This window comes from Nocardia sp. NPDC051570 (genome assembly GCF_044454005.1).
GTDB lineage: Bacteria > Actinomycetota > Actinomycetes > Mycobacteriales > Mycobacteriaceae > Nocardia.
The window spans coordinates 312,978-338,539 of the sequence record NZ_JBITDI010000001.1; the positions used below are offsets into that span (position 1 = coordinate 312,978).

Annotated in this window: 20 protein-coding genes; 6 read left to right on the forward strand and 14 right to left on the reverse strand. The window is 67.8% G+C overall.

Going from position 1 to position 25,562, the window contains the following annotated elements; all coding sequences use genetic code 11:
- Nucleotides 1-2: 2 nt before the first annotated feature.
- Nucleotides 3-836 carry a LysR family transcriptional regulator gene (locus tag ACIA76_RS01455; protein WP_397147145.1) on the reverse strand — a complete coding sequence of 278 codons (834 nt, stop codon included), beginning with the start codon at nt 834-836 and terminating at the stop codon, nt 3-5.
- Nucleotides 837-906: 70 nt separating this feature from the next.
- On the opposite strand from ACIA76_RS01455, the gene ACIA76_RS01460 reads away from it, so the two are divergent.
- A complete protein-coding gene (locus ACIA76_RS01460) occupies nt 907-2,016 on the forward strand; it encodes a YbfB/YjiJ family MFS transporter (RefSeq protein ID WP_397147147.1) in 1,110 nt (369 codons plus the stop codon).
- Here ACIA76_RS01460 and secG read toward each other — a convergent pair.
- Nucleotides 2,000-2,236: a preprotein translocase subunit SecG gene (gene secG, locus ACIA76_RS01465; protein WP_397147149.1), complete on the reverse strand. Its 237-nt coding sequence runs from the start codon at nt 2,234-2,236 to the stop codon at nt 2,000-2,002. The genes ACIA76_RS01460 and secG overlap by 17 nt on opposite strands.
- Before the next feature lie 52 nt (nt 2,237-2,288).
- A complete protein-coding gene (locus ACIA76_RS01470) occupies nt 2,289-3,905 on the reverse strand; it encodes an MFS transporter (protein WP_397147151.1) in 1,617 nt (538 codons plus the stop codon).
- 367 nt (nt 3,906-4,272) lie between these two features.
- Between ACIA76_RS01470 and ACIA76_RS01475 the strand changes: the two genes are divergently transcribed.
- Together ACIA76_RS01475 and ACIA76_RS01480 are read left to right on the forward strand one after the other, a co-directional pair.
- The gene (locus ACIA76_RS01475) at nt 4,273-5,058 is read left to right on the forward strand and encodes an META domain-containing protein (RefSeq protein ID WP_397147153.1); all 786 of its coding nucleotides are present in this window, start codon (nt 4,273-4,275) and stop codon (nt 5,056-5,058) included.
- 60 nt (nt 5,059-5,118) lie between these two features.
- Nucleotides 5,119-7,848 carry a thiamine pyrophosphate-dependent enzyme gene (locus ACIA76_RS01480; RefSeq protein ID WP_397147155.1) on the forward strand — a complete coding sequence of 910 codons (2,730 nt, stop codon included), beginning with the start codon at nt 5,119-5,121 and terminating at the stop codon, nt 7,846-7,848.
- 588 nt (nt 7,849-8,436) lie between these two features.
- On the opposite strand, the gene ACIA76_RS01485 is transcribed toward ACIA76_RS01480, so the two are convergent.
- The gene (locus tag ACIA76_RS01485) at nt 8,437-9,615 is read right to left on the reverse strand and encodes a cytochrome P450 (protein ID WP_397147157.1); all 1,179 of its coding nucleotides are present in this window, start codon (nt 9,613-9,615) and stop codon (nt 8,437-8,439) included.
- A 103-nt stretch (nt 9,616-9,718) separates the two neighbouring features.
- On the opposite strand from ACIA76_RS01485, the gene ACIA76_RS01490 reads away from it, so the two are divergent.
- Nucleotides 9,719-10,531, forward strand: coding sequence for an SAM-dependent methyltransferase (locus tag ACIA76_RS01490; RefSeq protein WP_397147159.1), 813 nt, complete (start codon nt 9,719-9,721; stop codon nt 10,529-10,531).
- Nucleotides 10,532-10,591: 60 nt separating this feature from the next.
- On the opposite strand, the gene tpiA is transcribed toward ACIA76_RS01490, so the two are convergent.
- The 9 genes from tpiA to ACIA76_RS01535 form a co-directional block, all read right to left on the reverse strand.
- Nucleotides 10,592-11,377: a triose-phosphate isomerase gene (gene tpiA / locus ACIA76_RS01495; RefSeq protein ID WP_397147161.1), complete on the reverse strand. Its 786-nt coding sequence runs from the start codon at nt 11,375-11,377 to the stop codon at nt 10,592-10,594.
- Between the two features lie 3 nt (nt 11,378-11,380).
- Nucleotides 11,381-12,595 carry a phosphoglycerate kinase gene (locus ACIA76_RS01500; protein WP_397147163.1) on the reverse strand — a complete coding sequence of 405 codons (1,215 nt, stop codon included), beginning with the start codon at nt 12,593-12,595 and terminating at the stop codon, nt 11,381-11,383.
- Between the two features lie 4 nt (nt 12,596-12,599).
- A complete protein-coding gene (gene gap / locus ACIA76_RS01505) occupies nt 12,600-13,619 on the reverse strand; it encodes a type I glyceraldehyde-3-phosphate dehydrogenase (RefSeq protein ID WP_397147165.1) in 1,020 nt (339 codons plus the stop codon).
- A gap of 182 nt (nt 13,620-13,801) precedes the next feature.
- Nucleotides 13,802-14,683 (reverse strand): hypothetical protein, encoded by an 882-nt coding sequence (locus tag ACIA76_RS01510; protein WP_397147167.1) that lies wholly within the window; start codon nt 14,681-14,683, stop codon nt 13,802-13,804.
- A gap of 199 nt (nt 14,684-14,882) precedes the next feature.
- Nucleotides 14,883-15,866, reverse strand: a complete 984-nt coding sequence (gene whiA / locus ACIA76_RS01515; protein ID WP_397147169.1) for a DNA-binding protein WhiA — start codon at nt 15,864-15,866, stop codon at nt 14,883-14,885.
- A complete protein-coding gene (gene yvcK, locus ACIA76_RS01520; protein WP_397147171.1) occupies nt 15,857-16,903 on the reverse strand; it encodes a uridine diphosphate-N-acetylglucosamine-binding protein YvcK in 1,047 nt (348 codons plus the stop codon). Before yvcK ends, whiA begins: the two co-directional genes overlap by 10 nt.
- On the reverse strand, nt 16,900-17,850 hold the full coding sequence (gene rapZ, locus ACIA76_RS01525; protein ID WP_397147173.1) for an RNase adapter RapZ: 951 nt from the start codon (nt 17,848-17,850) through the stop codon (nt 16,900-16,902). The genes yvcK and rapZ overlap by 4 nt, the downstream gene beginning before the upstream one ends.
- 144 nt (nt 17,851-17,994) lie before the next feature.
- Nucleotides 17,995-19,968 (reverse strand): excinuclease ABC subunit UvrC, encoded by a 1,974-nt coding sequence (gene uvrC, locus ACIA76_RS01530; RefSeq protein WP_397147175.1) that lies wholly within the window; start codon nt 19,966-19,968, stop codon nt 17,995-17,997.
- Nucleotides 19,969-19,978: 10 nt separating this feature from the next.
- Nucleotides 19,979-20,866 (reverse strand): LysR family transcriptional regulator, encoded by an 888-nt coding sequence (locus tag ACIA76_RS01535; RefSeq protein ID WP_397147944.1) that lies wholly within the window; start codon nt 20,864-20,866, stop codon nt 19,979-19,981.
- Nucleotides 20,867-20,937: 71 nt separating this feature from the next.
- Between ACIA76_RS01535 and ACIA76_RS01540 the strand changes: the two genes are divergently transcribed.
- The gene (locus ACIA76_RS01540) at nt 20,938-21,954 is read left to right on the forward strand and encodes a bile acid:sodium symporter family protein (protein WP_397147177.1); all 1,017 of its coding nucleotides are present in this window, start codon (nt 20,938-20,940) and stop codon (nt 21,952-21,954) included.
- Nucleotides 21,955-22,038: 84 nt separating this feature from the next.
- Entirely contained in the window at nt 22,039-23,598 is a 1,560-nt protein-coding gene (locus ACIA76_RS01545; RefSeq protein ID WP_397147179.1) for an APC family permease, read from the forward strand.
- Here the strand turns inward: ACIA76_RS01545 and ACIA76_RS01550 are convergent.
- Entirely contained in the window at nt 23,595-25,481 is a 1,887-nt protein-coding gene (locus ACIA76_RS01550; RefSeq protein ID WP_397147946.1) for a CocE/NonD family hydrolase, read from the reverse strand. The genes ACIA76_RS01545 and ACIA76_RS01550 overlap by 4 nt on opposite strands.
- Nucleotides 25,482-25,562 lie beyond the last annotated feature (81 nt).

A 25,562-nucleotide genomic window follows, 5' to 3' on the forward strand; every position in this document is an offset into this window, starting at 1 on the left:
CCTCAGGCCACGTCGAGGAACCGCTGTACCGAACGCGCCGGGGCAGGCGTGGCGCGCCAGACCAGGCGGACATGTGAGGGCGGCGCATCGGGAATGTCCAGGTAGACCACGCCCGGATGCGGCGCACGGGTACGTGCCAGTTCGGGCACCGCGCCGATCCCCCGATCCGCGGCGATCAGCTCGATCCATTCGTCGAAGTTGGTGCAGGTGACGATGGTTCGGTCGGGATGCGGTGCGGTCCAGGAGGTTTCATCGGTAGTACCGGTAATAGTGTTGACCACCAAAGGATATCGAGCAGCATCGTCCCACCGCAGCTGCCGGGCGTGCGCGAGCGGTGACCGGGCCGAGACCGCCAGCACCCGCCGCTCCACCGCGATCGCCCGGGTCGCCAGCTGCGCGGGGAGCCGAATATCCTTGCGGAGCAACGCGATATCGATACCTCCGGACAGCAGGGCGGCGATCGGATCGTCGATGCGATGGATCTCCACATGGCCGCCCAAGGTCTCGAATCGAGTGCGGGCGGCGGCGAACCAGATATCGGGCAGCAGCCAGGAGAAGCCGATGGAGACCGCCGACCGCAGCTGCAGATCGGCGATCGCGGCATCGAGATCGGCGACGATGCGCCCGGCGGTGGTCAGGAACTGTTCGCCCTCGTCGGTCAGGGCGAATCGGCGCGAGGTGCGCTCGATCAACCGGCAGTCCACGATGCGTTCCAGCTGCTGAATCGTGCGGGTCAGCGACGGCTGGGTCATATGCAGCCGCTGCGCGGCGCGGGTGTAGTTGCGCTCCTCGGCCACCGCCAGATAGGCCCGCAGATGCCGCAACTCCAGATCCATGCGTTCAGCGTATACACGGTGCCCAGAAAGCATTTCACAGGGCCGATCGCGCGCTCTAGCGTCGAATGGCGTGACGATTACGCTCCCTCGACAACACACCCTCGCGCCCGCGGTACGCGCCTCGGCCGGACTGGCCGCGGCCATGGGCATCGGCCGATTCGCCTACACCCCGCTGCTACCGGTGATGATCGGCGCCGGTCGGATCGGCGCGCAGGCGGGCGCGATCATCGCGGCGGCCAACTACGCCGGATATCTGATCGGCGCGATCGCCCTGGCACGTCACCCGGAATGGAACGGCCGCATCGCCTTTCGCGTCGCCGCGGGCGCACTGGTGCTCAGCGAGGCGCTGATGGCCTGGCCCGCGCCGACGGTCGTGCCCGCGGTATTGCGTCTGATCGCCGGCGTGGCCAGCGCGGTGGTGTTCATCGGCTGCGCGAGTATCGCGGCGCGACACGAGAATCGCCGCCGGGCGGCCGGGATCACCTTCGCGGGTGTCGGCTGCGGCATCGCGGCGACCGGCGCGCTGGCCCTGGTGTTCGGTCCGCTGGTGTCCTGGCAGGCGCTGTGGCTGGGCGCGGCCGCACTCACCGCGGTGCTGCTACTCCCGGCGCTACGCCTCGAGATCGTGCCCGGCACCCGCGCCCGCGCGGACGCCACCCGATCGGTGTGGCCGTGGCGCGCGCTGCTGCTCACCTACTTCCTGGAGGGCCTGGGCTACATCGTGATCGGCACCTTCCTGGTGGCCGCCGCCCGGCATGCGACGCTCGGCACGACGCTGTGGGTGATCGTGGGCGTGGCCGCCGCACCGGCGACCGTGCTGTGGGGAGTGGTGGCCCGGCGGCGAACTCCCGTGCGCGCCATCGCGATCGCGCTCGCGCTGCAGTTCTTCGCCGCGCTGCTGCCCGCGCTGTCCCCCAGCACCGTCCCGTCGCTGATCTCGGCGGCGCTGTTCGGCGCCACCTTCATGGGCATCACGATGCTGGCGATCGAGATCGGTGACGATCTGGCGGGCGCCGGTGCCGCGGCTACTCTCACCGCGGTATACGGGTTGGGTCAGGTATTGGGACCGCTGGTGGTGACGCCCGTCCTGGGCACGAGCTACACCGCGGCGTTCGCCATCGCCGCCGTCGTCTTGGCGGCGGCGACGGGTGCGGCGCTACTGATCAGGACGCGAACTTGATCTCGAAGCCGATGCCGAGAATCGAGATGACCCAGATCAATCCGAGGAAGATCGTGATGCGGTCGAGGTTCTTCTCCACGACGGTGGAACCCGACAGGCTGGCCTGCACGCCACCGCCGAACAGGCTGGACAGGCCTCCACCCTTGGCCCGGTGCAACAGGACCAGCAGCACCAGCAGCACGCTGGTGATGATCAGGAGGATATCCAGGAACAGGCGCATGCCCGACAGTTTATGCAATGCCGCCCGCAAGTCCCGCATCAGCCACGGCGGATCAGCCGCGTCGCCACGTTCGCACCGGTTGAACGGGTTGTACGGCCACCAGATGCAGGGTCTGGGGCTCGCCGAGGATGTACTTGTCGATCCGCTGCTCGACCAGCCGATCCTGGGCGGTCAGCCGCAGTTGATGCTGGCGCATATGCTCCTCCCAGGACCGCACCACGAATGCCTCGATGTAGCGGTCGGCCACCCCTACATCGCGATACAGCCGCCACTCCATCGCGCCCGTGCGCTGGCGTGATCGGCCCACCGGGGCCATCGCGGCGGAGAATTCCACGACCGCCTCCTCGGGTACGTGGTAGGTCACCAGCACCAGAACCGGTCCGTCCTCCGGATCCGGTTCGAAGTCGAGCAGCGGTTCGGGCCAGTACACGGCGGGTGTGGTGTCCAGCGATACGGCCCGGATCGGCAGCCACAGCGTGCTGACCGCGCACAGCCCCAGCAGGACGGCGGCGGCGAGCAGCGCGACGGTCGCCCCGAACGCTCCGGCCACCACGCCCCACACCAGCGAACCGATCGCTTGGCCACCCATGAACACCAGCTGATACACCGACAGCCCGCGGGCCCGCACCCAGGCGGGCAGCAGCAACTGCATGATCGAATTCATGGTGGACAGCGCGGTGACCCAGGCGAAACCGCCGAATACCAACGACACCAACACGATTGCGGTGAAGGGCACGCCGGCCGCGACGACCGTCGCGATCCCGAACGCCACCGCCGCCAGGGCCAGCAGCCGGGTCGGGCTCAGCATCCGCCGCATCCGGGCGAGTTGTGTCGCCGCGATGACCGCACCGACACCCAGTGCGCCCAGCAGCAGGCCGTAACCGGAGGACGACAGGCCCAGCCGATCATGGGCGGTCACCGGCAGCAGGGCCCACAGCGCGCTGGCCGGGGCGATGAACAGGATCGACCGGGCCAGCACCCGCCGGACGGCGGGTGAGGCGCGGATGTAGCGCAAACCGGTCTGCAGGGCCGCGATCGGGCGCTCGGCCGGGAGATCCTGATCACTTGTCGGCCGTCGCCACCCGATCAGCACCACGACGACGCCGATGAACGATACGGCGTTCACCGCGAACACCAGCGTCGGCCCGACCAGCGACACCAGCGCGCCCGCGATCGCCGGACCGACCGCGCGGCCGACGTTGTTGCTCATACTGCCGAGTGCCGCCGCGGCGGGAATCTGGTTGCGCGGCACCAACTCCGGCTGGATGGCCTGCCACGCGGGCGCGGTCAGCGCCTGCCCGACGCCGAGCAGGAACAGCAGCGTCAGCAGCAAGCCCGGGGTGATGTGCTCGGCGGCCGTCACCACCGCGAGCACGGCCGCACACACCGCCATCGCCGACTGTGCGCCGATCAGCAGCCGTCGCCGGTCCATGAGATCGGCGAGCACCCCCGACGGAATGGACAGCAGCATCACCGGCAACGTCGTGGCGGTTTGCACGAGCGAGACCAGAGTGGCGGCATTCGGCGCGTCGACGAGCAGCCACTGCGCGCCGACCGTCTGCATCCAGGTCCCGAGATTCGACACCAGCTGCGCGATCCACAGCGCCCGAAAGACCTTCGACGCCAAGGGCGCCCATGTCGAGACGGGCGCGGCCGGAGGTGCGGTCATATCCGAAGCCTAGCCAGGCCACGCCGGTGAGTCCGGGACGCGAGTCCACCGATTCGAGGCATGAGCACCGTCACCACGACCTTCCGCAGCAGCGACCACCCAGCGATTCACATGCCCCACGCCGGGGCTCGTCATCGAGCACGATGATCTGCCGCCACGAACCGCCGGAGCACGACCATCGGCCCGCCCGCCGACGCGGCTACTTCCCACATCGAGAGCGGCCTCGCCGTCACGAACTGCCGCGGCACGACCGACGGCTCGTCCGCCCGATCGCCACTGCTCTCCCATACCGAGAGCCGCCTCGCGGACACGAACTGCCGGGGCACGACCGACGGCTCGTCCGCCCGATCGCCGCTAGGATCGCAGCATGTCGGCCATTGTGCTGCGCTGGATGCCGGTTGTGGCGATCGCGGGCTTGGCGATCGGATGTTCGTCGGGGCATGGGAGCTCCGGCGGGCCGACGCCGATGGGTCATACCTTCATCTCCACCATGGTCGTCGGGACACCGATTCCGGGCGGCGGTCCGCTCGTGCTCACCTTCGCCGACGGGCGGGTCTCGGCGCAGGCCGGATGCAATACCGGCAGCGGGCCCGTCTTCTTCGACGGCACCGTGCTGCGCATCTCGGGGCTGGCCACGACGATGATGGGCTGCCCGGGCAAGCGCGGCGGGGCCGACGGCTGGCAGACCGAACTGCTGCAGTCCGCGCCGACCTGGAAGCTGGACGGCAGCACGCTCACGCTGACGGGCAACGGCATCACGGTCACCCTGCTGGACAAGAAGGTGGCCCAACCCGATCGACCGCTGACCGGCACGGCGTGGACCGTCACGGCACTGCTGCTCCCCAACGGGCAGACGACCTCGCAGGCGCTGGAACAGTCCAAGCCCACCCTCACCCTCGGCGCCGACGGGCAGATCAGCGGCAGCGCGGGCTGCAACCGGATGACCGGGACGGCCGATATCGCGCCGGGCGGCCAGGAGATCACCTTCCGCGTCGCCACCACGCGGATGGCGTGTCAGCCCGAGGTGATGGAGATCGAGCGGCAGGTGCTGCAGGCACTCGACGGTAAGACCCGCGCCACGATCGATGCCGACACCCTCACCCTGCACAACGACGGCACCAACACCGGCCTCGTCCTGCGGGCCGGAGCCTGATTCGTCACGACAGTAAAAGTTTCGGCCCACGCGGCGCTGCGACACAACATTATTGGAGATGTGATCAACGAACGAGAAGCAGAACTGGATCGACGGTTTCGTGAGGCGGTACGGGCGGCGTCCGCGGGACCCCGCCGCGCCGCGACCGAACCCGTCCGGACGGGCAGCCCGTATACGGGTGTGACCTGCCTCGAGCTGTTCGACGCGCAGGCCGCCAGCCGCCATCTCGACTTGGCCGCGCGCCGGCTCACCGCGGCCGGACGCGGGTACTACAGCATCGGCTCGTCCGGTCATGAGGGCAATGTGGTGCTGGCCGCGGCCCTGCGCGCCACCGATCCCGCGCTGCTGCACTATCGTTCGGGCGCGTTCTTCGTGCACCGCTGCCGCCAGGTGCCCGGACTGGATCCGATCCGCGATGTGCTGCTCGGCGTGGTCGCCGCGGCGGCGGATCCGATCTCCGGTGGGCGGCACAAGGTTTTCGGCTCCCATCCGGCGTCGGTGATTCCGCAGACCTCGACCATCGCCTCACATCTGCCGCGCGCGGTCGGGCTGGGCTTCGCGCTGGATCGGGCCACGCGCCTGGGTCTGCGCGGCGAATGGCCCTCGGATGCGGTGGTGCTGTGCACATTCGGCGATGCCTCGGCCAATCACTCCACCGCCGCGGGCGCGATCAACGCCGCGATTCATACCGCGTATCAACAGGTTCCGATGCCGGTGCTGTTCGTCTGCGAGGACAACGGCATCGGTATCAGCGTGCCCACGCCCGGGGATTGGATCGAGCAGGCCTACGGATCACGGCCCGGACTGCGGTACTTCACGGCCGATGGTGCGGATCCACTGGAGGCGCTGGCGGTTTCGGCCGAGGCGGCGCGCTGGGTACGGGAGAATCGCCGCCCCGCCTTCCTGCGCCTGCGCACGGTCCGACTGCTCGGCCACGCGGGTTCCGATGTCGAATCGGCCTATCGCCGTTCGACCGATATCACCGCGGAGCTGACCCGCGATCCGGTCGCCGCGACAGCGCGGCTGCTGGTCACCGCCGGGGTCGCCACGGCCGAACAGATCCTCCAACGCTACGACTCGATCGCCGCCCAGGTCACCGAGACCGCGGCCCGGGTATCCGACGAGCCCAAGCTCACCACCACCGCCGAGGTCATCGCCACCCTCGCCCCGGCCCATCCGCGCGCGGTGCGCGAGGACGCGCTGCGCGTCGAACCGTTGGCCGCCATTGACGGCCCGGTTTCGGCCGGTGACAGTGGCTTCGGCGCGGCCGGTCGGTCGGGCTCGGCATACGAGCGCACTCGGCGCGTCGAACCGATCGCGGCCACTGAGGGCCCGACTCCGGCCGATGACAACAGCTTCGGCGCGGCCGGTCGGTCCGGCTCGGTACACGAGCGCACACGCAGCGTCGAACCGACCGCAGCCACTGACGACCCAATTCCGGCCGATGACAACGAATTCAGCGCAGCAGGTCGGCCGGGCTCGCCGCAGGAGACCTCGATTAAGGAGGGCCGCAACAGTTTCGGCGAGCGCGTCGTCCGCGCCGGGGGCTCGGTGGCGGCGGCAGGGAGTTCGGCCGCACCTGTCGGTGGGTCCGCCGCAGGCATTCAGGATATGGGTGCCCGTTCGAATTCCGCTGCGGCCGAGGAGAGTTCCGACGTGTCGGGACGGACTGCCGCGGCTTCCGGCGGCGGCGGATCCTCGACCGCGAATGGTTCGGCCCGACAGGCGGATTCACCGGGTCGAGGCGCGATGACCTTGGCGCAGTCGGTCAATCACACGCTGGCCGCGTTGCTGGAACGCGATGGCGACCTTCTGGTGTTCGGTGAGGACGTCGGGCGCAAGGGCGGGGTGTACGGGGTGACCAAGGGACTGCAGAAGACCTTCGGTCGGCGCCGGGTGTTCGATACCTTGCTCGACGAGCAGAGCGTGCTCGGGACCGCATTGGGTGCGGGGCTGGCCGGATTCGTGCCGATTCCCGAGATTCAATACCTGGCCTATGTGCACAATGCGCTGGATCAGATTCGGGGCGAGGCCGCGACGCTGCAGTTCTTCTCGGCCGGGCGTTATCGCAATCCGATGGTCGTGCGGATCGCCGGATACGCCTATCAGAAGGGCTTCGGCGGCCATTTCCACAACGACGATTCCATCGCCGCGCTGCGCGATATCCCCGGTGTGGTGGTCGCCTCGCCCGCCCGCGCCGACGACGCCGCGGCCATGCTGCGCATCTGTGTCTCGGCGGCCCGCATCGACGGGCGAGTATGCGTCTATCTGGAGCCGATCGCCCTGTATCACACCCGCGATCTGTACGAATCCGGCGACGACGGCTGGCTCGCGCCCGCCTCCGCCGATCCCGTCGATATCGGCCGTGCCCGGATCTACGGCGACGGCACCGACCTCACGATCGTCACCTTCGCCAACGGCGTCCGCATGAGCCTGCGCGCGGCCCGCCGACTGGCCGAACGCGGCATCGCGGCCCGCGTGCTGGACCTGCGCTGGCTGAGTCCGCTCCCCCTCGACGACCTGCTCGACCAGGCCCGAGCCACCGGCCGCGTCCTGATCGCCGACGAAACCCGCCGCAGCGGAGGCGTTTCCGAATCGGTCTGCGCGGCCCTGCTCGACGGCGGATTCACCGGCCCGATCGCCCGCGTCACCAGCGTCGACAGCTTCGTACCACTGGGCCCGGCGACCGCCGCGGTACTGCTGGACGAGCAGACGATCGAGGCGGCGGCAGAGAAGTTGGCGGGCGTGCCCACTGCCCGGCACGACGAGCGAACCGACGTTCGGTTCTAGGGGCAGACCGAGTTTCGCCGTCGGGTGCATTGGCCGGGATCGAGAGGTCCCGGCCAAGACCACGCCGGGCCGAAGGGGCGATCGCTTCGCCGAGACCAAGGGGAAGACCAACCTGCCGGGACTGCTGAGAAGGCCGACTCGCTAGGACGAACAGCAAAGCCGACTGACAGAGTCCGACAGGAGGGTCGACTCGTCGGGTAGAGCAGGAGGGCCTACTCGTTCGGTAGGGCGGAACGGCCCACTCATCGGGAAGGGCGGGACGACCCACTCATCAGGAAGGGCGGGACGACCCACTTGCAGAGATCAATGAAAAGGCATCAGCTAAGGCCGACGGGAGACCGACTCACCAGCGCAATGAGACAACCGACCTGTGATGACAACAGTAAGGTCGACTCGCTCGGACCAATGGGGACAGGACAATTCGCCGGGTAATGGAAATTGGTCGCCTTGCCCCGGGGAGGGCCGATCGCCCGGGGGCGAGGACTCGCTGGGACCGACGCGATGACGATTCGGCGCTGCCGATGGGGTAGGTCGAATCGTCTCGGTCAGTGGGGATCACGAATTGGTGGAAGCGAATTGGGTGGCGGTTCAGCGAGAGGTGATCGTGGTGGGCAGGGTGGCGAAGCCTCGGTTGTTGGAGGCGTGAATTCGTTTCAGTCCGGCCGGGTCGATGTCGTAGTCGGCGACGTGGGCGGCGATCTCCTGTAGGGCCACGCGCAGTTCCAGTAGGCCGAGATTCGAGCCGAGGCAGTGGTGGCGGCCGCTGCCGAACACCAGGGAGGCGCTGGTATCGCGGTTCAGGTCGAAGGTGTCGGGGTTCTCGAAGACCGCCGGGTCACGGTTGGCCGAACCGGAGATCAGCAACATTCGGGCGCCCGCGGGGATACGGACGCCGTGCAGTTCGATCTCCTCGGTGGTGGTGCGCAGATTCGACTGGGTCGCCGGGTCGTAGCGCATGCTTTCGGCGATGAAGGCGTCGAGGCGGCCGTCGAATCCCTGCCGGCGCTGGTCCGGATGCTCCCAGCCCGCGTACCAGAGATTGCCCAGGGACAGCATCGTGGTCTCGATACCGGCGCCGATCAGCAGGATCAGCACGCCGACGATCTCCTCCGGCGTCAACCGATCCTCGCCGTCCGCCGCGTCCAGCAATCCGGACAGCAGATCGTCGCGGCGCTGTGTACTCCGCTCGATGGTCAACTCGGTGTAGTAGCCGACGAGCGCGCCGATGGCCTGCACCGCCTCGGGGCGGAGATCGGTAGACTCCTCATCGGTGTACATGATCTCCATGCCGAGCTTCAGAATCATGTCGCGGTCGGCCTCGGGAACGCCCACCAGTTCGGAGATCACATGTGTCGGAAACGGTCCCGCGAACTCACTCATCAGATCGAACGAGCCGCGCTCGAGCAGCGGCCCCAGCAGTCCGCGCGCGATCTCCCGCACCCGCGGCTCCAGCGACTGCACCCGCCGCTGGGTGAACGCCCGGGTCACCAACCCGCGCAGCCGGGTGTGCTTGGGTGGGTCCATGGCCACGAACGAGAAGAACCGCTCAGCCTGTGGACCCCAGAACGCCGGTTCCATCCGCAGCCCGTTCGCGCTGGAGAAGCGATCGGAATCCCGGACCGCCGCCAATACGTCGGCGTGCCGCGACAACGCCCAGAAGTCATCGGCCTCGTTCCGGAACACCGGCGCCTGCTCGCGCAGCAGGGCGTAGTACGGGTACGGGTCGGCGTGGACGTCGAAATCGTAAGGGCTGTACCGCAATTGCATTGACCGAGCCTTCCATGAGCGCGGCGGTGTCGCTACCCGATTCGCGAATTCGGGCTGACAAGATCACAGTAGTCGAGAGGAAACGAGAGGAAAGAGGGCGTCAGTGGACTCCGAATGGGCACCACCCGGAATCGACGTGTCGAAACCGCATCCGGCCCGCCGGTACGACTACTGGCTGGGCGGTAAGGACAACTTCGAGGCCGATCGTAAATCGGCCGAATTGGTGACGGAGGCGTTCCCGAGCGTGCAGTTCGCCGCACTGGAGAATCGTGCCTTCCTCCGGCGTGCGGTGACCTTCCTGGCCGCCGAGGCCGGCATCCGGCAGTACCTCGACATCGGCGCGGGCCTGCCGACCGCGGGCAACGTGCACGAGATCGCGCAGGACATCGCGCCGGATTCGCGCATCGTCTACGTCGACAACGATCCGATCGTGGCGGTCCACGCCCGCACCCTGCTCAACAGCTCGCCCCAGGGCAAGACCGCCTACATCGAGGCCGATGTGCGCGAGCCAGAACGCATCCTCACCCATCCGGACCTGCTCGCCACCCTGGACCTCACCCGGCCGGTGGCGTTGATGCTGGTGGCGGTCATGCATTTCATCGTCGACGAGGAGCGCCCCCGGGAGTTGGTGCGCGAGCTGTGCCGGGCGTTGCCCTCGGGCAGCTATCTGGTGATGACCCACGCCACCAACGACCACCTCACCCCGGAGGACATCGCCGAGAACGAGGCGGCCAACAAGCGCAGCGGTATTCCGTTCCGACTACGGTCCACCGCCGAATTCGCCCCGTTCTTCGACGGCCTCGAACTCGAGCCGCCGGGCATCGGTTCGATCATGACCTGGCGCCCCGAGGGCTGGCGCGCGCATCCGCGGCCCGAGGCGGTCTCGATGCTGGGCGCGGTCGCGAGAATTCCCTGAACGAGAACGGCCCGGGTATCGCGGTGCGCGATACCCGGGCCGTGTTCATACTCGGGCCGATCAGGGCAGCGGACCGCCCGCGGCGATGGCCGAGAGGGTGGCGAATTCGTCTCCCTTGAGGGAGGCGCCGCCGACCAGGGCACCGTCGATATCGGTCTGGTTGACCAGTTCGCCGACGTTCTTGGCGTTGACCGAACCGCCGTAGAGCACCCGGACGGTCGAGGCGACCTCCGCGTTGGCCAGTTCGGCCAGTTCGGTGCGGATCGCGCCACACACCTCCTGTGCGTCGGAGGGGGTGGCGACCCGGCCGGTGCCGATGGCCCAGACCGGCTCGTAGGCGATGACGACCTTCGAAATCTCCTCGGCCGTCAGGCCTTTCAGCGAACCGCGCAGCTGCTCGAGGTTGTAGGCGACGTGCGTCTGCGCCTCGCGGATGTTGAGGCCCTCGCCGATGCAGACGATCGGGGTCATCCCGTACTTCAGCACCTGCTTGGTCTTGGCCAGCACGATCGCGTCGTCCTCGGTGTGGTACTGCCGCCGCTCCGAATGACCCACCACGACGAAGGTGCAACCCTGCTTGGCCAGCATCGCCGCGCTGATCTCGCCGGTGTAGGCACCCGCGTCATGCACCGAAACATCCTGTGCGCCATAGGTGATCAGCAGCCGGTCGCCCTCCACCAGCGTCTGCACGCTGCGCAGGTCGGTGAACGGCGGGAGCACGGTGACGTCGACCTTGTCGAAGTACTTGTCCGGCAATGCGAAGGCGATCTTCTGCACCAGGGCGATGGCCTCGAGGTGGTTGAGGTTCATCTTCCAGTTGCCGGCGATCAGGGGTTTACGAGCCATCGATCAGTCCTCCAGCACCGCGATGCCCGGAAGTTCCTTACCCTCCAGGTATTCCAACGACGCGCCGCCGCCGGTCGAGATATGCGAGAAACCGTCCTCGCCCAGGCCGAGCGCGCGCACGGCCGCGGCCGAATCGCCGCCGCCGACCACCGTGAACGCGCCCTTATCGGTAGCCTTCACGATCGCCTCGGCCACCCCGCGGGTCCCCGCGGCGAACTTCTCGAACTCGAACACGCCCATCGGGCCGTTCCAGAACACCGTTTTCGCCTCGGTCAGCAGCGCGCCGAACCGGTCCGCCGACTCCGGGCCGATGTCCAGGCCCATCCAGCCCTCGGGAATCTCGTTGGCGGGCACCACCTTCGACTCCGCGTCAGCAGCGAACTTGTCGGCCACCACGATGTCGCGCGGCAAATGGATCACGTCGGCATAGGTGTCGAGCAGCTTGTGGCAGGTCTCGATCATCTCCTCCTGCAGCAGCGAGGAACCCACCGAAAGGCCCTGTGCCGCAAGGAAGGTGAAGCACATGCCGCCGCCGATCACCAGGGTGTCGACCTTGGGGGCCAGCGCCTCGATGACCGCGAGCTTGTCGGAGACCTTCGAACCACCCAGCACGACCGCGTACGGCCGCTCCGGATCACTCGTCAGCTTCTTCAGTACCTCGACCTCGGTGGCGACCAGTCCGCCCGCATAGTGCGGCAGCAATGTGGCCACGTCGTAGACCGAGGCCTGCTTGCGGTGCACCACACCGAACCCGTCGGAGACGAAAGCGCCGTCGTCGCCGACCAATTCGACCAGGGCCCGGGCCAGCTTGGCGCGCTCGGCGTCGTCCTTGCTGGTCTCGCGGGGATCGAAGCGGATGTTCTCCAGCAGCAGCACATCGCCGTCGGTCAGGCCCTCGGAGCGCGCGAGCGCGTCCTGGCCGACCACATCACCGGCGAGCTGGACGTTGCGGCCCAACTCTTCCGCCAGCTTCGCCGCGACCGGGGCGAGCGACAGCTTCGGATCGGGCTCGCCCTTCGGGCGGCCCAGATGCGCGGTGACGACCACCTTGGCGCCCGCCTCGGCCAGCGCCTTGATGGTCGGGACCGATGCGATGATGCGGCCCGGATCGGTGATGGCGCCGCTGTCGTCGAGGGGGACGTTCAGGTCGGAGCGCACCAGCACGCCCCGACCCTCGACACCCTCGGCCAGCAGATCCTGAAGTGTCTTGACTGTCATGGCTTTACAGCGACTTGCCGACGAGACCGATCAGGTCGGCCAGGCGGTTGGAGTAGCCCCACTCGTTGTCGTACCAGGAGTACACCTTGACCTGGTCGTCGATCACCTTGGTCAGCGGCGCGTCGAAGATCGACGAGTGCGGGTCGGTGACGATATCGCTCGAGACGATCGGATCGACGTTGTACTTCAGGATGCCCTTGAGCGGGCCCTCGGCGGCGGCCTTGAACGCGGCGTTGATCTCCTCGATCGTCGCCTTCTTGGCCAGATCCGCGGTCAGGTCGGTGATCGAGCCGGTCGGCACCGGGACGCGCAGCGAGTAGCCGTCCAGCTTGCCGTTCAGCTCGGGCAGTACCAGGCCGATGGCCTTGGCGGCACCGGTGCTGGTCGGCACGATGTTCAGCGCGGCGGCGCGGGCGCGGCGCAGATCCTTGTGCGGGCCGTCCTGCAGGTTCTGGTCCTGGGTGTAGGCGTGGATCGTGGTCATCAGGCCCTTGACGATGCCGAACTCGTCGTTGAGCACCTTGGCCAGCGGGCCCAGGCAGTTGGTGGTGCACGAGGCGTTGGAGATGATGTTCTGGCTGCCGTCGTACTTGTCGTCGTTGACGCCCATCACGATGGTGATGTCCTCGCCCTTGGCCGGCGCGGAAATGATCACCTTCTTGGCGCCCGAGGCGATGTGGCCCTTGGCCTTGGTCGCGTCGGTGAAGATGCCGGTCGACTCGACGACGACGTCGACGCCCAGGTCGCCCCACGGCAGGGCCGCCGGGCCCTCCTTGATTGCCAGGGCCTTGATCCGCTGGTCGCCCACCACGATGGTGTCGTCGCCGTCGAGCGAGACGTCCTGCGGGAGCCGGCCCAGGATGGAGTCGTACTTGAGCAGGGTCGCCAGGGTGGCGTTATCGGTGAGGTCGTTGACCGCGACGATCTCGATATCCGTGGTACCCAGCGCCTTCTGCGCCTCCACCGCCCTGAAGAAGTTTCGACCGATGCGGCCGAAGCCATTGATGCCTACCCGGACAGTCACGTTATCGCTCCTCAGCTTTCAAGCGGATTCGGTTCCGTTGCAAAGTCCACCCTAATGCCCGCGTGTCACCTCGATGACATGCCCCTGCTCACAGCGAATACAGCCCACTGAGCAGGGGCGAGACGATCCGGCCCGCCGGGCGTGCGGACCGGTCGGTAGCTATCGCCGCTCGGGCGTGAAACTCACTGTCCCGCCCGGCGATCGAGCGCCCGGACGATGAGGTCCTTCAACTCGGCGAAGTTCTCCTCGGTCGAACGCCGGAAGGCATCGAATTCCGCGAACCTCCGGTCGAGTCGGGCATCGATCCCGTCGAACCTGGCCCGGGTTTCGTTCTGATGCTGGGCAAGGCGCTCACCGAGCGAATTCGTCGCCTTCCGCTGAATCTCCGCTTGTCTCTCGAGACTGACAAACCCGGCCTCCAGCGAGATCTGCCCTTCGACCAACCCCGCCACCCGGGCACCAAGATCCGCCTGCCCCTCTGCCAAATCCGCCTGTCCCTCGGCCAATCTCGAGACCGCAACCTCGAGAGCCGCCTGCCCTTCGACCAACCTCTCCACTCGGGCACCAAGATCCGCTTGTCCCTCGGCCAACCTCGCCACCCGGGTACCAAGAGCCGCTTGCCCCTCGGCCAACCCCGCCACCCGGGTACCAAGATCCGCCTGCCCCTCAGCCAACCCCGCCTGCCCCTCGACCAACCCCGAGACCACCACCTCGAGAGCCGCCTGCCGTTCCAGCTGGGCTCCCTGGCCTGCCTCGAGCGCCACGAATCGGGCATTGTGCTCCGCGTGGCGCGCGTCCGCCTTGGCGTCCACGGCCGATAGCTGCGCCTCCAATGCGGCGATACTCTCGCGGTTCTCCGCGTGACGCGCATCGGCCTTTCCGTCGAGGACCGTGAGCCGCACGTCCACTCGCTCGCACTTCTGGTCGAGAGCAGTGAAGTGCCGGCCGTACTTCTCGTCGTTCGCTTCGACCTTGGCGTCGAGCGCGTGGACGGCCGCGAGCGTGGCATGACCCTCCGCTCGGTTCGCTTCCAATGCCGCCACCCGTGCCTCCAGCTGAGCCAATGTCGTCATCGTCTCTCCCCCTTGTGCATTCGGCTGCGTGTGCCCCAGGTCTGTGAAACTACCGCATCGCGGGCCGTCCCGAGGGCACTCGAGGGGGTGTCTGTGGATAACTTTCCGCCTGTGGATAACCGGTGTCTTTACGCGAAAAACGCCGCCGCACAAGGGGTTTCGTGCGGCGGCGGATTTCGGTCGACTGTGGTCAGGCGTCTTCGAGAAGCTCCGCGGTGACGGCGGATTCGGTATCGGGGATGCCGAGTTCCTTGGCGCGGCGGTCCGCCATGGAGAGCAGGCGGCGGATGCGGCCCGCGACCGCGTCCTTCGTCATCGGTGGATCGGCCAGTTGGCCCAGCTCCTCCAGGGAGGCCTGGCGATGTTGGACGCGTAGGCGGCCCGCGGCGGCCAGATGTTCGGGGACGTCGTCGCCGAGGATCTCCAGGGCGCGTTCGACACGGGCCGCGGCGGCGACCGCGGCGCGGGCCGAGCGACGGAGATTGGCGTCGTCGAAGTTGGCCAGGCGGTTGGCCGTCGCACGGACCTCGCGGCGCATGCGGCGTTCCTCCCACGTCAGGCGCGTGTCCTGCGCGCCCATGCGGGTGAGCAGGGCACCGATGGCCTCACCGTCGCGGACCACGACACGATCGGTGCCGCGCACCTCGCGGGCCTTGGCCGAGATGCCCATGCGCCGTGCGGCGCCGACGAGAGCCAGGGCGGCCTCCGGACCGGGGCAACTGACCTCGAGGGCGGAGGAGCGGCCGGGTTCGGTGAGCGAACCGTGTGCGAGAAACGCTCCGCGCCAGGCCGCCTCGGCGTCGCCGAGGCTGCCACCGACCACCTGCGCGGGCAGCCCGCGCACCGGACGGCCCCGCACATCGAGCAGTCCGGTCTGGCGGGCCAGGGCCTCACCCTCCTTGGACACCCGAACGACGTAGCGGGAGGTCTTACGCAGCCCGCCGGCACCGAGGACGTGCACATCCGAGCCGTAGCCGTATAGTTCGAAGATCTCCCGGCGCAGCCGCCGCGCGATCGAGCCCATGTCGACCTCGGCCTCGACGATCACGCGGCCGCCGACGATGTGCAAGCCGCCGGCGAACCGGAGTAGCGCCGACAACTCCGCCTTGCGTGAACTCACCTGCGAGACGGAGAGACGGCTCAGCTCGTCCTTCACCTCGGCTGTCATCGCCACGAGACCCGCTCCTTTCCACCCAACGCGGACCGCACCTGCTGGCCACGGTGCCGTCCTTCGACTCGAAGCCCTGCCAATTCCGGCCGAGGTTGCCGGATCACCTGATCCAGTGCGGCGGCTAGCTTTCCAGGGTGGTGCCGGTCCGTCCCCGCCTCGGCGACATCAGCGAAGGTTACTCGTGCACGCAGCTGTTCGGCAGCTCTTGCCACATGTTCGCGTTCCCTACCCTCGGGTACGGACACCGAATCCACCACCACGTGATCGACCGCGAAATCCGGTGCGTGCTGGGACAATACATGCAGGTGCCGCTCGGCGGAGAATCCGGCCGTCTCACCGGGCTCGGCGGCGAGATTGAGCACCAGCACCTTTCGGGCCCGGGTATGCACCAGGGCATCGTGCAGATCGGGCACGAGCACATGCGGAATGACGCTGGTGAACCAGGAACCCGGCCCCAGAATCACCAGGTCGGCGTGTTCGATGGCCGCGGTCGCCTCCGGACTCGCCGGCGGATCCTGCGGAATGAGCCGCACGCGGCGCACCTTGCCGGGCGTGGTGGCCACCGCCACCTGCCCCCGGATGCAGCGACTCACCCGCGGGTCGGCCTCGAGGCCCGAGACATCGGCCTCGATGGTCAGCGCGGTCGGCGACATCGGGAGCACCCGCCCGGTGATGCCCAGCACCTTGCCCATTTCGTCGAGGGCGGCGACCGGATCGCCGAGCATCTCCGTCAACCCCGCAAGAATCAGATTGCCCACCGAATGTCCGGCCAGCGCACCGGTTCCGCCGAAGCGATGCTGCACCGCGCGCGCCCACAGGCCCTCGGTGTCCTCGGCCAGCGCGGCCAGCGCCATCCGCAGATCACCCGGCGGCAGCATGCCCAGCTCGGCGCGCAGCCGACCGGACGAACCGCCGTCGTCGGCGACGGTCACCACCGCGGCGATCTCCCGGGTCATCCGCCGGGCCGCGGTCAGCGTCGCATACAGCCCATGGCCCCCGCCCAGCGCGACGATCGCGGGCGTCTCGTCGGGTTCGGTCATTCCCGCCCCAGATCTCGATGTACCACACGCACCACATCGTGATCGGAGTCGCCGAGCAGTTCGCCCAGTGCCTCCGCCATCGCCACACTGCGGTGCTTACCGCCGGTGCAGCCCACTGCCACGGTCATGTAACGCTTCCCCTCTTGGCGGTACCCGTTGGTCGTCAGATCGATCAGGTGGTAGCAGGTTCGCAGGTAATCCTCGGCGCCCGGCTGGGACAGCACGTATTCGCTGACCACCGCGTCCTGTCCGGTGTATTCGCGTAGCTCCGGTACCCAATGCGGATTGGGCAGGAAACGCAAATCAAACACCATGTCGGCGTCCAGCGGAACTCCGTACTTGAAACCGAACGATTGGATTGTGACCTGCAATGCCGTCGGCGTGCCGCCGCCGTAGGCCTCCTCGAGCTTGCGGTGCAGTTGATGCACCGACAGCGCGGTGGTATCGATGACCAGATCGGCTGCGGTCTTCACGGTCGCCAGGCGCTGCCGCTCGGCGGTGATGCCGGCCGACAGCGTACCGTCGGCGCTCTCGCCCTGTAACGGGTGGCGTCGCCGAGCGAAGCCGAACCGGCGAATCAGCACATCGTCGGAGGCCTCCAGGAACAGCACCCGGGTCCGCACATTCGCGGCGCGCAACTGCTCGGTGACACCGGACAGATCGCCGGTGAAGAAGCGGCTGCGCACATCCATCACCAAGGCCAGCTTGCGGATCTGCGGTTCGGCGGCGGAACCCAATTCGACCAGGCGCCCGATCAATTCGGGCGGCAGATTGTCCGCGACATACCAGCCGATATCCTCGAGCACCCGCGCCGCCGTGCCCCGTCCGGCGCCGGACAGTCCGGTGACGATGACCACCTCGACCCCCACGCCGTCGGGCTCGGGCCGCACGGGCACCGCCGACGCGTGCGGGTCCGCCGCGCTGTTGTTCGATTCGACGCTGGTCATGTCCTATCGGATCCGTCTCTGGCTTGTCATTCGATCATCCTGCCTTGCATGCGCTTCCAGCGACGGACACACGCCAGGGACGAAACCGAGACGTGACGATTCCACCTTGCGCGCCGCCGCTGACGCGATTCACCGATTCGCGACTCATTCACCGTTGAGGGCCGCGAGCACTGCCTTAGCCGTAGCCACCCCGATGCCCGGCACCTCTGTGATCTCCTCCACCGTAGCCTCCTTGAGCCGCGCGACGGAGCCGAAGTGGGTGACCAGCGCGGTGCGTCGCGATTCTCCGAGCCCGCGCACCGAGTCCAGCGCGGACGCGGTCATGCGGCGCGAGCGCTTACTGCGATGGAAGGTGATGGCGAATCGGTGCGCCTCATCGCGCACCCGCTGCAGTAGATACAGCGATTCGCTGTTGCGGGGCATGATCACCGGATCGGATTCGTTGGGCACCCACACCTCCTCGAGGCGTTTGGCCAGTCCGATGACCGCGACATCGGTGATGCCCAATTCGTCGAGCACCTCGGCGGCCGCGTTCACCTGCGGCGCGCCGCCGTCCACGACGAACAGATTGGGCGGATAGGAGAATCGGCGCGGCTTACCCGTGGTGGGGTCGATTCCGGGCGTGGGATTGTCGGGCTCCTCGGCGAGGGCCTCGAGATCCTTGCGCAGCCGATAGAACCGCCGCCGGGTCACCTCGGCGATGCTGGCCACATCGTCGGAGCGGCCGTCCCCGGCGGCCTCCTTGATGGAGTAGTGCCGGTACTCCGACTTGCGCGCCAGCCCGTCCTCGAACACCACCAGCGAGGCCACCACATCAGTGCCCTGCACATGGCTGATATCCACGCATTCGATGCGCAGCGGCGCCGAATCCAGCTCCAGCGCGTCCTGAATCCCTTGCAGCGCGGCCGATCTCGCGGTCAGATCGCCCGCCCGCTTGAGCTTGTGCTGGGCCAGCGCCTCGGCGGCATTGCGCTGCACGGTCTCCATGAGCGCCTTCTTGTCGCCGCGCTGGGGCACCCGCAGCTGCACCGCGGAGCCGCGCAGCTCCGACAGCCAGCCCTGCACCTGATCCGGATCCGTCGGCAGCGCGGGCACCAGCACCTCGCGCGGCACCACGGTCGCGGGCGTCTCGGTGGCGGTGTCCTCGGCGAAAGCGGCCTGCTCCCCATAGAACTGGGTGAGGAACTGCTCGACCAGAGCGGGCAGCTCACCGCCGGTCTCCACATCGTCGACCGCGTCACCGGACTTGTCGACCACCCACCCGCGCTGACCGCGCACCCGGCCGTCGCGCACATGGAAGATCTGCACGGCCGCCTCCAGCTCGTCGGTGGCGAAGGCGATCACATCGGCGTCGGTGCCGGTGCCCAGCACCACCGCTTGCTTCTCCAATGCGCGCTCGAGCGCCTGCACGTCGTCGCGCAGCCGCGCGGCGGCCTCGAAATCCAATTCCGCTGCGGCGACCTGCATCTGACGCTTCAGATCGCGCACCATCCGGTCGGTCTTACCGGAGAGGAAGTCGCAGAAGTCCTCGGCGATGCGGCGATGCTCCTCGGCGCTGACCCGCTCGATGCAGGGGGCCGAACACTTGTCGATATAACCCAGCAGGCACGGCCGCCCGATCTGGCGATGCCGCTTGAAGACCCCGTTGGAGCAGGTGCGCACCGGAAACACCCGCAGCAGCAGATCCACCGTCTCGCGGATGGCCCACGCGTGGGCGTACGGGCCGAAGTAGCGGACGCCCTTCTTGCGCGCGCCACGGTAGACGAACACCCGCGGATAGTCCTCGTTCATGCTCACCGCGAGCATCGGATAGGACTTGTCGTCGCGATAACGGACGTTGAATCGCGGATCGAATTCCTTGATCCAGTTGTATTCCAGCTGAAGGGCTTCCACCTCGGTGGCGACGACCGTCCATTCCACGCTCGCGGCCGAGGTGACCATCTGCCGGGTGCGCGGATGCAGCGAGGCGATATCGGCGAAGTAGGAATTCAGCCGGCTGCGCAGACTCTTCGCCTTGCCGACGTAGATGACCCGCCGGTGTGCGTCCCGGAACTTGTAGACGCCGGGTTCGACGGGGATGGTGCCCGGCGCGGGCCGGTAGGTCGCGGGATCTGCCACGGCAACCAGGTTAACGACCTGCACCGACAGGTGGACCCGGAGTGTCCGAGCGCAGCCGCCGCGCCGCCGCGGTGATGGCCTCGTACAGCGCGCGTTCGGGCTCGGACATCCGGTCGTGGCGACGCAACAGCACGAATTCCAGCTCTCCCAATCCGGGCAGCCGCGCGTCCTCGACCGCGAAAAGTCCCGCTGGCAGCAGGCTTTCGGCATGCACGATCACCCCGAGCCCAGCCAGCACCGCGGCCCGCAGCCCGAGCTGACTGTCACTGACACACGCGATGCGCCAGGTCCGCCCCTCCCGTTCCAGTGCCCGCAGCGCGATATGCCGGGTGATACTCGGCGGCGGATAGGTCACCAGCGGCACCGGATCCTCGAAACCCGTTGCGCCCGAACGCCCCGCCCATACCAGCCGATCGCGCCACAGCAGCTCGCCGTGCTGTTCGCCGGGCAGCCGCTTGCCGACCATCAGATCCAGCTCCCCGGCCGCCAGCCGGGTCTTGAGGTTCTCGCTGAGTCCGACGGTCAGTTCCAGATCCACGCCGGGATGGCTGCGCTGGAATTCGAACAGCACATCGGGCAGTTCGCGTGCCATGACATCGTCGGAGGCGCCCAATCGGATCAGCCCGGTCAGCCGCGATTCGGAGAAGTACCGCTCGGCGCGCGCCTGGGCATCGAGGATGGCCCGGGCGAAACCGACCATGGCCGCACCGTCGGCGGTCAGCGCGAGATTGCGGGTGTCGCGGCGGAACAGCTCCCGCCCGGTGGCCTGTTCCAGGCGCGCGATATGTCCGCTCACCGTCGATTGCCGCAGGCCCAGGATGCGGCCGGCAGCGGTGAAACCCCCGGCCCGCTCCACCGCGAGGAAGGTCCGCAACTGTTCCGGATCGAACACATCCATCATGATACTCGTTCAGAGATATCTGTTCCAACGACTATCGCGATCAGTCGACCAGGCTCTACTGTGCACTGATGAAGTTTCTCGCCAAGCTCCGCATCGATGCCTTCATGCTCGGCATCCTCGCCAGCGTGCTGGTCGCCGCGTTGCTGCCGGCCCGCGGCGCGGCCGCGGGCGTGCTGGATTGGGCCACCACGATCGCCATCGGGGTGTTGTTCTTTCTCTACGGCGCCCGATTGGAACCGCGGGAGGCCATCCAGGGCCTGAAGCATTGGCGACTGCATTCGGCCGTCCTCGCGGTCACCTATCTGGTGTTTCCCCTGATCGGACTGGCATTGCGGCTGCTGGTGCCCTCGGTGCTCACCGATGAGCTCTACACCGGCGTGCTGTATCTGACCCTACTGCCCTCGACGGTCCAGTCCTCGATCGCGTTCACCTCGATCGCGCGGGGCAATGTGGCCGGTGCGGTGGTCAGCGCCTCGCTGTCCAATCTGATCGGCGTGTTCGTGACGCCGCTGCTGGTGATGCTGCTGATGGAGACCACCGGCGGGGCGACCGTCTCACCGACGGCGGTGCTGTCGATCGTGCTGCAGTTGCTGCTGCCGTTCCTGGCCGGACAGGTACTGCGGTCGCGGATGCAGTGGCTGCTCAAGCACACCGCGGTGACCCGGGTCGTGGACCGCGGGTCGGTGTATCTGGTGGTGTACGCGGCCTTCTCGGCGGGCATGGTCGAACACATCTGGAGCGGCATCTCGCCCTGGTCGCTGGTCGCGGTGGTCGGCGTCTGCGCGGGCATGCTGGCCGTGGTCCTGAGCCTCACCTCGGTCGTCAGCAAGCTGTTCGGCTTCGATCGCGGCGACCGCATCGTGATGATCTTCTGCGGATCGAAGAAGAGCCTCGCCAGCGGGTTGCCGATGGCGACGGTGCTGTTCGCCGGGCACGCGGTCGGCCTGATCGTGTTGCCGCTGATGATCTTCCACCAGATCCAGCTGTTCACCTGCGCCTCGCTCGCGGGTCGCTGGGGCCGGCAGGCGGAGGAAGCGGAGGCGGCCCAGCCGATCTCACAGGAGGAATCCACGGTCGCGGCGTGACGATCGCGCGGTCTGCCGGACAACCGTCCGGGAGACCGTTCGGCCGATGCGGTGTTGCCGGTAAATAGCCCTTACCCTTACCCGGTGACATCCCCCAGCACCCTGCGTTCCGGTGCGCTGTCCCTGGCTTCCAGCGTGGTGATCGGCGTCGCCTCGGCCGGTCCGGCATACAGCATCACCGCCACCCTCGGCCTGGTCGCCGCCACGGTCGGCCTGCACGCGCCGATCATCGTGCTCCTCGCCTTCATTCCGATGCTGTTGGTGGCGATCGGTTATCGCGAACTGAATCAGGTCGAACCGGATCCGGGGACCACCTTCGTCTGGGCGACCCGGGCGTTCGGGCCGTTCACCGGCTGGATGTCGGGCTGGGCGATCGTGGTGTCGGATCTGCTGGTCATGGCGAGCCTCGCGCAGATCAGCGCGCAGTACACCTTCCTGCTGCTGGGCGCGCACGGGATCGGGTCCGATCCGACCAGCGGCTGGGTGCTGCTGCTGGGCATCTGCTATCTGATCGTGATGACGCTGGTCGCGGTGTGCGGGATCGATGTGTCCGCGCGACTGCAGTCCGCGCTGCTGACCGTCGAATTCGGCATGCTCGTGGTGTTCTCGGTCGTGGCGCTGGTGCGGGTCGCGACCGGGCACGCGCCGGCGGGGGCGAGGTTGCCGGACTGGTCGTGGTTCGATCCGTTCGCGATCGGCTCGTTCTCCGATTTCGTCACCGCGGTGCTGCTGATGGTGTTCATCTACTGGGGCTGGGATTCGGCGGTGTCGGTCAATCAGGAGACCGTCGACCCGCGACGCACACCCGGCCGCTCGGCCGTTCTGTCGACGATCACGCTGGTGGCGCTGTATCTGCTTGTCACCGTGGCGAGTCAGGCGTTCGCCGGTTCGGGCCGCGACGGCCTGGGCCTGGCGAATCCCGAACACGTCGACGATGTGCTCGGCGCACTCGGCGGCGCGGTATTCGGCGACGGGACGATCGGCGACGTGTTGGTGCGCCTGCTGTTCCTGATGGTGCTGACCTCCGCGGCGGCCTCGACGCAGACCACGATCCTGCCGACCGCCCGCACCACCTATTCGATGGCGCTGCACCACGCGCTGCCCAAGGCGTTCGGCCGCATCGAACCGCGCTGGCTCACCCCGGCGTTCTCGACCGTCGTCTTCGGCGCGATGTCGGTGGTGCTCTACGTGCTGCTGAACTTCATCTCCGGCGGCCGGTTGATCAGCGAGGCGGTCACGGCCATCGGCATCTCGATCGGCGTCTACTACGGCCTGACCGGACTCAGCTGCGCCTGGCTGCACCGCCACGAATTCGCCACGAACGCACGAGCTTTCCTGATCAAGGGCGCGCTCCCGGCGTTCGGCGGATTCGCGCTGCTGTTCGCGGCGGGCTGGACGGCCGTCACGTCGTGGCGGCCGAGCGCCGACGGCGCGGGCTGGACGATGCCGTTCCCGCCGCATTGGCGGATCGGGGCGATCTTCCTGCTGGGCGTCGGCACGCTGCTGATCGGCATCCCGATCTATCTGGTGCTCGCGCGGGTGATGCCGCGGTTCTTCCGCGGCCAGGTGCTCGCGCGGCGGCTGCCCGTCCCCTCGGACACGATCATCGCCGAGGATGCGGGCGTCGCCGTCGCGAATACCTAACGCGTCAGCGGGAATTCGCTCTTCCCGCTGTCGCCGGCGGGAATGATCGGCAGCGTCACCGACGAGGGGTGGTCCGGGTCGTGCAGAATGGTCTGGGTCGCGCCCTGGGTCGCGGCGCTCTGGCCGAATGGTTCGCCGGTATTCGGATTGGGCGCGTACTGCGGATAGTCGCTCGACGAGATCTCGACCCGAATCCGCGTGCCCGCCTTCACCAGATAGCTGGTCGGCCAGATCTTGATCGTGTACTGGTAGGGCTGTCCGGGCACGATCGGCGTCGGATTGTCCAGCGAATCGCGGAAAGCGGCGCGGATGATCCCGTTGTTCAGGTTGATCGATGATCCGTCGGGCGCGACCGCGACCAGTTTGGCGGTGAAGTCGGTATCGGGCGCGGTCGAGGCGGCCCAGAGCTTGACCTCGGTGGGCCCGGTGAGTTCGGTGTCGGCGGGCAGCGGATCGGTGCTGTAGGTCAGCACATCCGAACGCTGCTCCACCACATACTGATCGAACGGACCCTGCGGTCCCGTACTCGCGCCGCAGCACGAATGACCACCCGCGCTGGGCACCGGATTCAGCGGATCGTAGTAGTAGTGATCCGGATGCTGCGGATCCTTCGGCGCGGACGTGGTCAGCGCGCCGGCGCGGCCCGCGATGCCGAGCGTGCCGTCGCCCGACAGGTAGTAGGTGGTCCAGCGGGTATTCGGCAGCGGCCAGGCGTCGGCGGTCTTCCACCGGTTGGCGCCCATCAGGAAGTAGTCCACGCGGGGCTGTCCGGAGACCTGGTTGTCCTTACCCTTCAGGAAGTGATCGAACCAGGCCAGCATGAGGTCGTTGATCGGACTGTTGCCCGCGGGCCCGCCGTTGAGCATCGGCGCGGAGACGCCGGATCCGGGTCGGCCCCAGCCCACGTGATCCCACGGCCCGATCACCAGACGCTGATTGTGGCGCGCGTCCTCGCTGCCGCCGCCGGACACCATACCGCCGAAGTTCTGCACACCGCCCGCGAGGAATGCGTCGTACCAGCCCTCGACATCGAGCACCGGAACCTTCACCGCGGCATACCGATCGCGAATGCTCCACTGCTTCCAGTAATCGTCGCGGGTGGAATGGCGGATCCAGTCGAAGAACCACGGCGCCACCGCCGGATCGCCCGGATGCATGGGCGGGAACTGCTGGTACGGGCGGAAACCCATCCATCGGGTGTCCTCGGCCGCATCGGCCTGCAGCTGTTTGGCGGTGCCGGTATCGCCCCGATTGAGCGCCGCGGTCGTGGCGATCGTATCCATCGCCCAGGGTTCGACGAAGGCCAGCCGGAACGCGCCGCCCTCGTAGGTCCAGCCGTCGTAGTAGTCGGAGGAGGTGTTGGCGGGCACGATCGTGGTCAGATGTGGCGGCGTCTCGGCCGCGGCCATCCACTGGGTCGCCCCGACGTAGGACGAGCCGTACATGCCGACCTTGCCGTTGGAACCGGGCAGTGCCGCGGCCCATTCCACCGAGTCGTATCCGTCGGTGCGATCGTGGGCGAATTCGGCGAACGTCCCGCCCGAGGCGCCCTGCCCCCGAATGTCCTGCACCACAACGAGATAGCAGTGCGAGGCGAACCAGTCCGGCGTCTGGTATCGGGACGGCTGGATCTGCGCCGCCGCCTTACCGTACTGAGTGCGCATCAACACCACCGGCACCGGATCGGTGGTCTGCGGCCGATACACATCGGCCTTGAGCACCACACCGTCGCGCATGGTCGCGGGCACGTTCTCCTGTTTGGTGACCGCGCACGACCCTCGACCCGTCGCCGGTGGCCACGCCCCGGGCGCGGATGCCTGCTGTCCCCCGGTTCCCGATCCACCGCAACCGCTCACGACCAGAGCGGCGACCGCCGCGAACACGCCGCAACGAAGAATCGAGTTGCTCCGCAACCGCTTCCACAACATCAACTGAAGGTAACACCGAACGGAACCATCCGCGAT

Bases quoted from the DNA above. Each gene is read 5' to 3' on its own strand.
- ACIA76_RS01455 (WP_397147145.1), bottom strand. From the start codon at position 836: ATGGATCTGGAGTTGCGGCATCTGCGGGCCTATCTGGCGGTGGCCGAG.
- secG (WP_397147149.1), bottom strand. From the start codon at position 2,236: ATGCGCCTGTTCCTGGATATCCTCCTGATCATCACCAGCGTGCTGCTG.
- ACIA76_RS01470 (WP_397147151.1), bottom strand. From the start codon at position 3,905: ATGACCGCACCTCCGGCCGCGCCCGTCTCGACATGGGCGCCCTTGGCG.
- ACIA76_RS01475 (WP_397147153.1), top strand. From the start codon at position 4,273: ATGTCGGCCATTGTGCTGCGCTGGATGCCGGTTGTGGCGATCGCGGGC.
- ACIA76_RS01485 (WP_397147157.1), bottom strand. From the start codon at position 9,615: ATGCAATTGCGGTACAGCCCTTACGATTTCGACGTCCACGCCGACCCG.
- tpiA (WP_397147161.1), bottom strand. From the start codon at position 11,377: ATGGCTCGTAAACCCCTGATCGCCGGCAACTGGAAGATGAACCTCAAC.
- ACIA76_RS01500 (WP_397147163.1), bottom strand. From the start codon at position 12,595: ATGACAGTCAAGACACTTCAGGATCTGCTGGCCGAGGGTGTCGAGGGT.
- yvcK (WP_397147171.1), bottom strand. From the start codon at position 16,903: ATGACCGAACCCGACGAGACGCCCGCGATCGTCGCGCTGGGCGGGGGC.
- rapZ (WP_397147173.1), bottom strand. From the start codon at position 17,850: ATGACCAGCGTCGAATCGAACAACAGCGCGGCGGACCCGCACGCGTCG.
- ACIA76_RS01535 (WP_397147944.1), bottom strand. From the start codon at position 20,866: ATGGATGTGTTCGATCCGGAACAGTTGCGGACCTTCCTCGCGGTGGAG.
- ACIA76_RS01540 (WP_397147177.1), top strand. From the start codon at position 20,938: ATGAAGTTTCTCGCCAAGCTCCGCATCGATGCCTTCATGCTCGGCATC.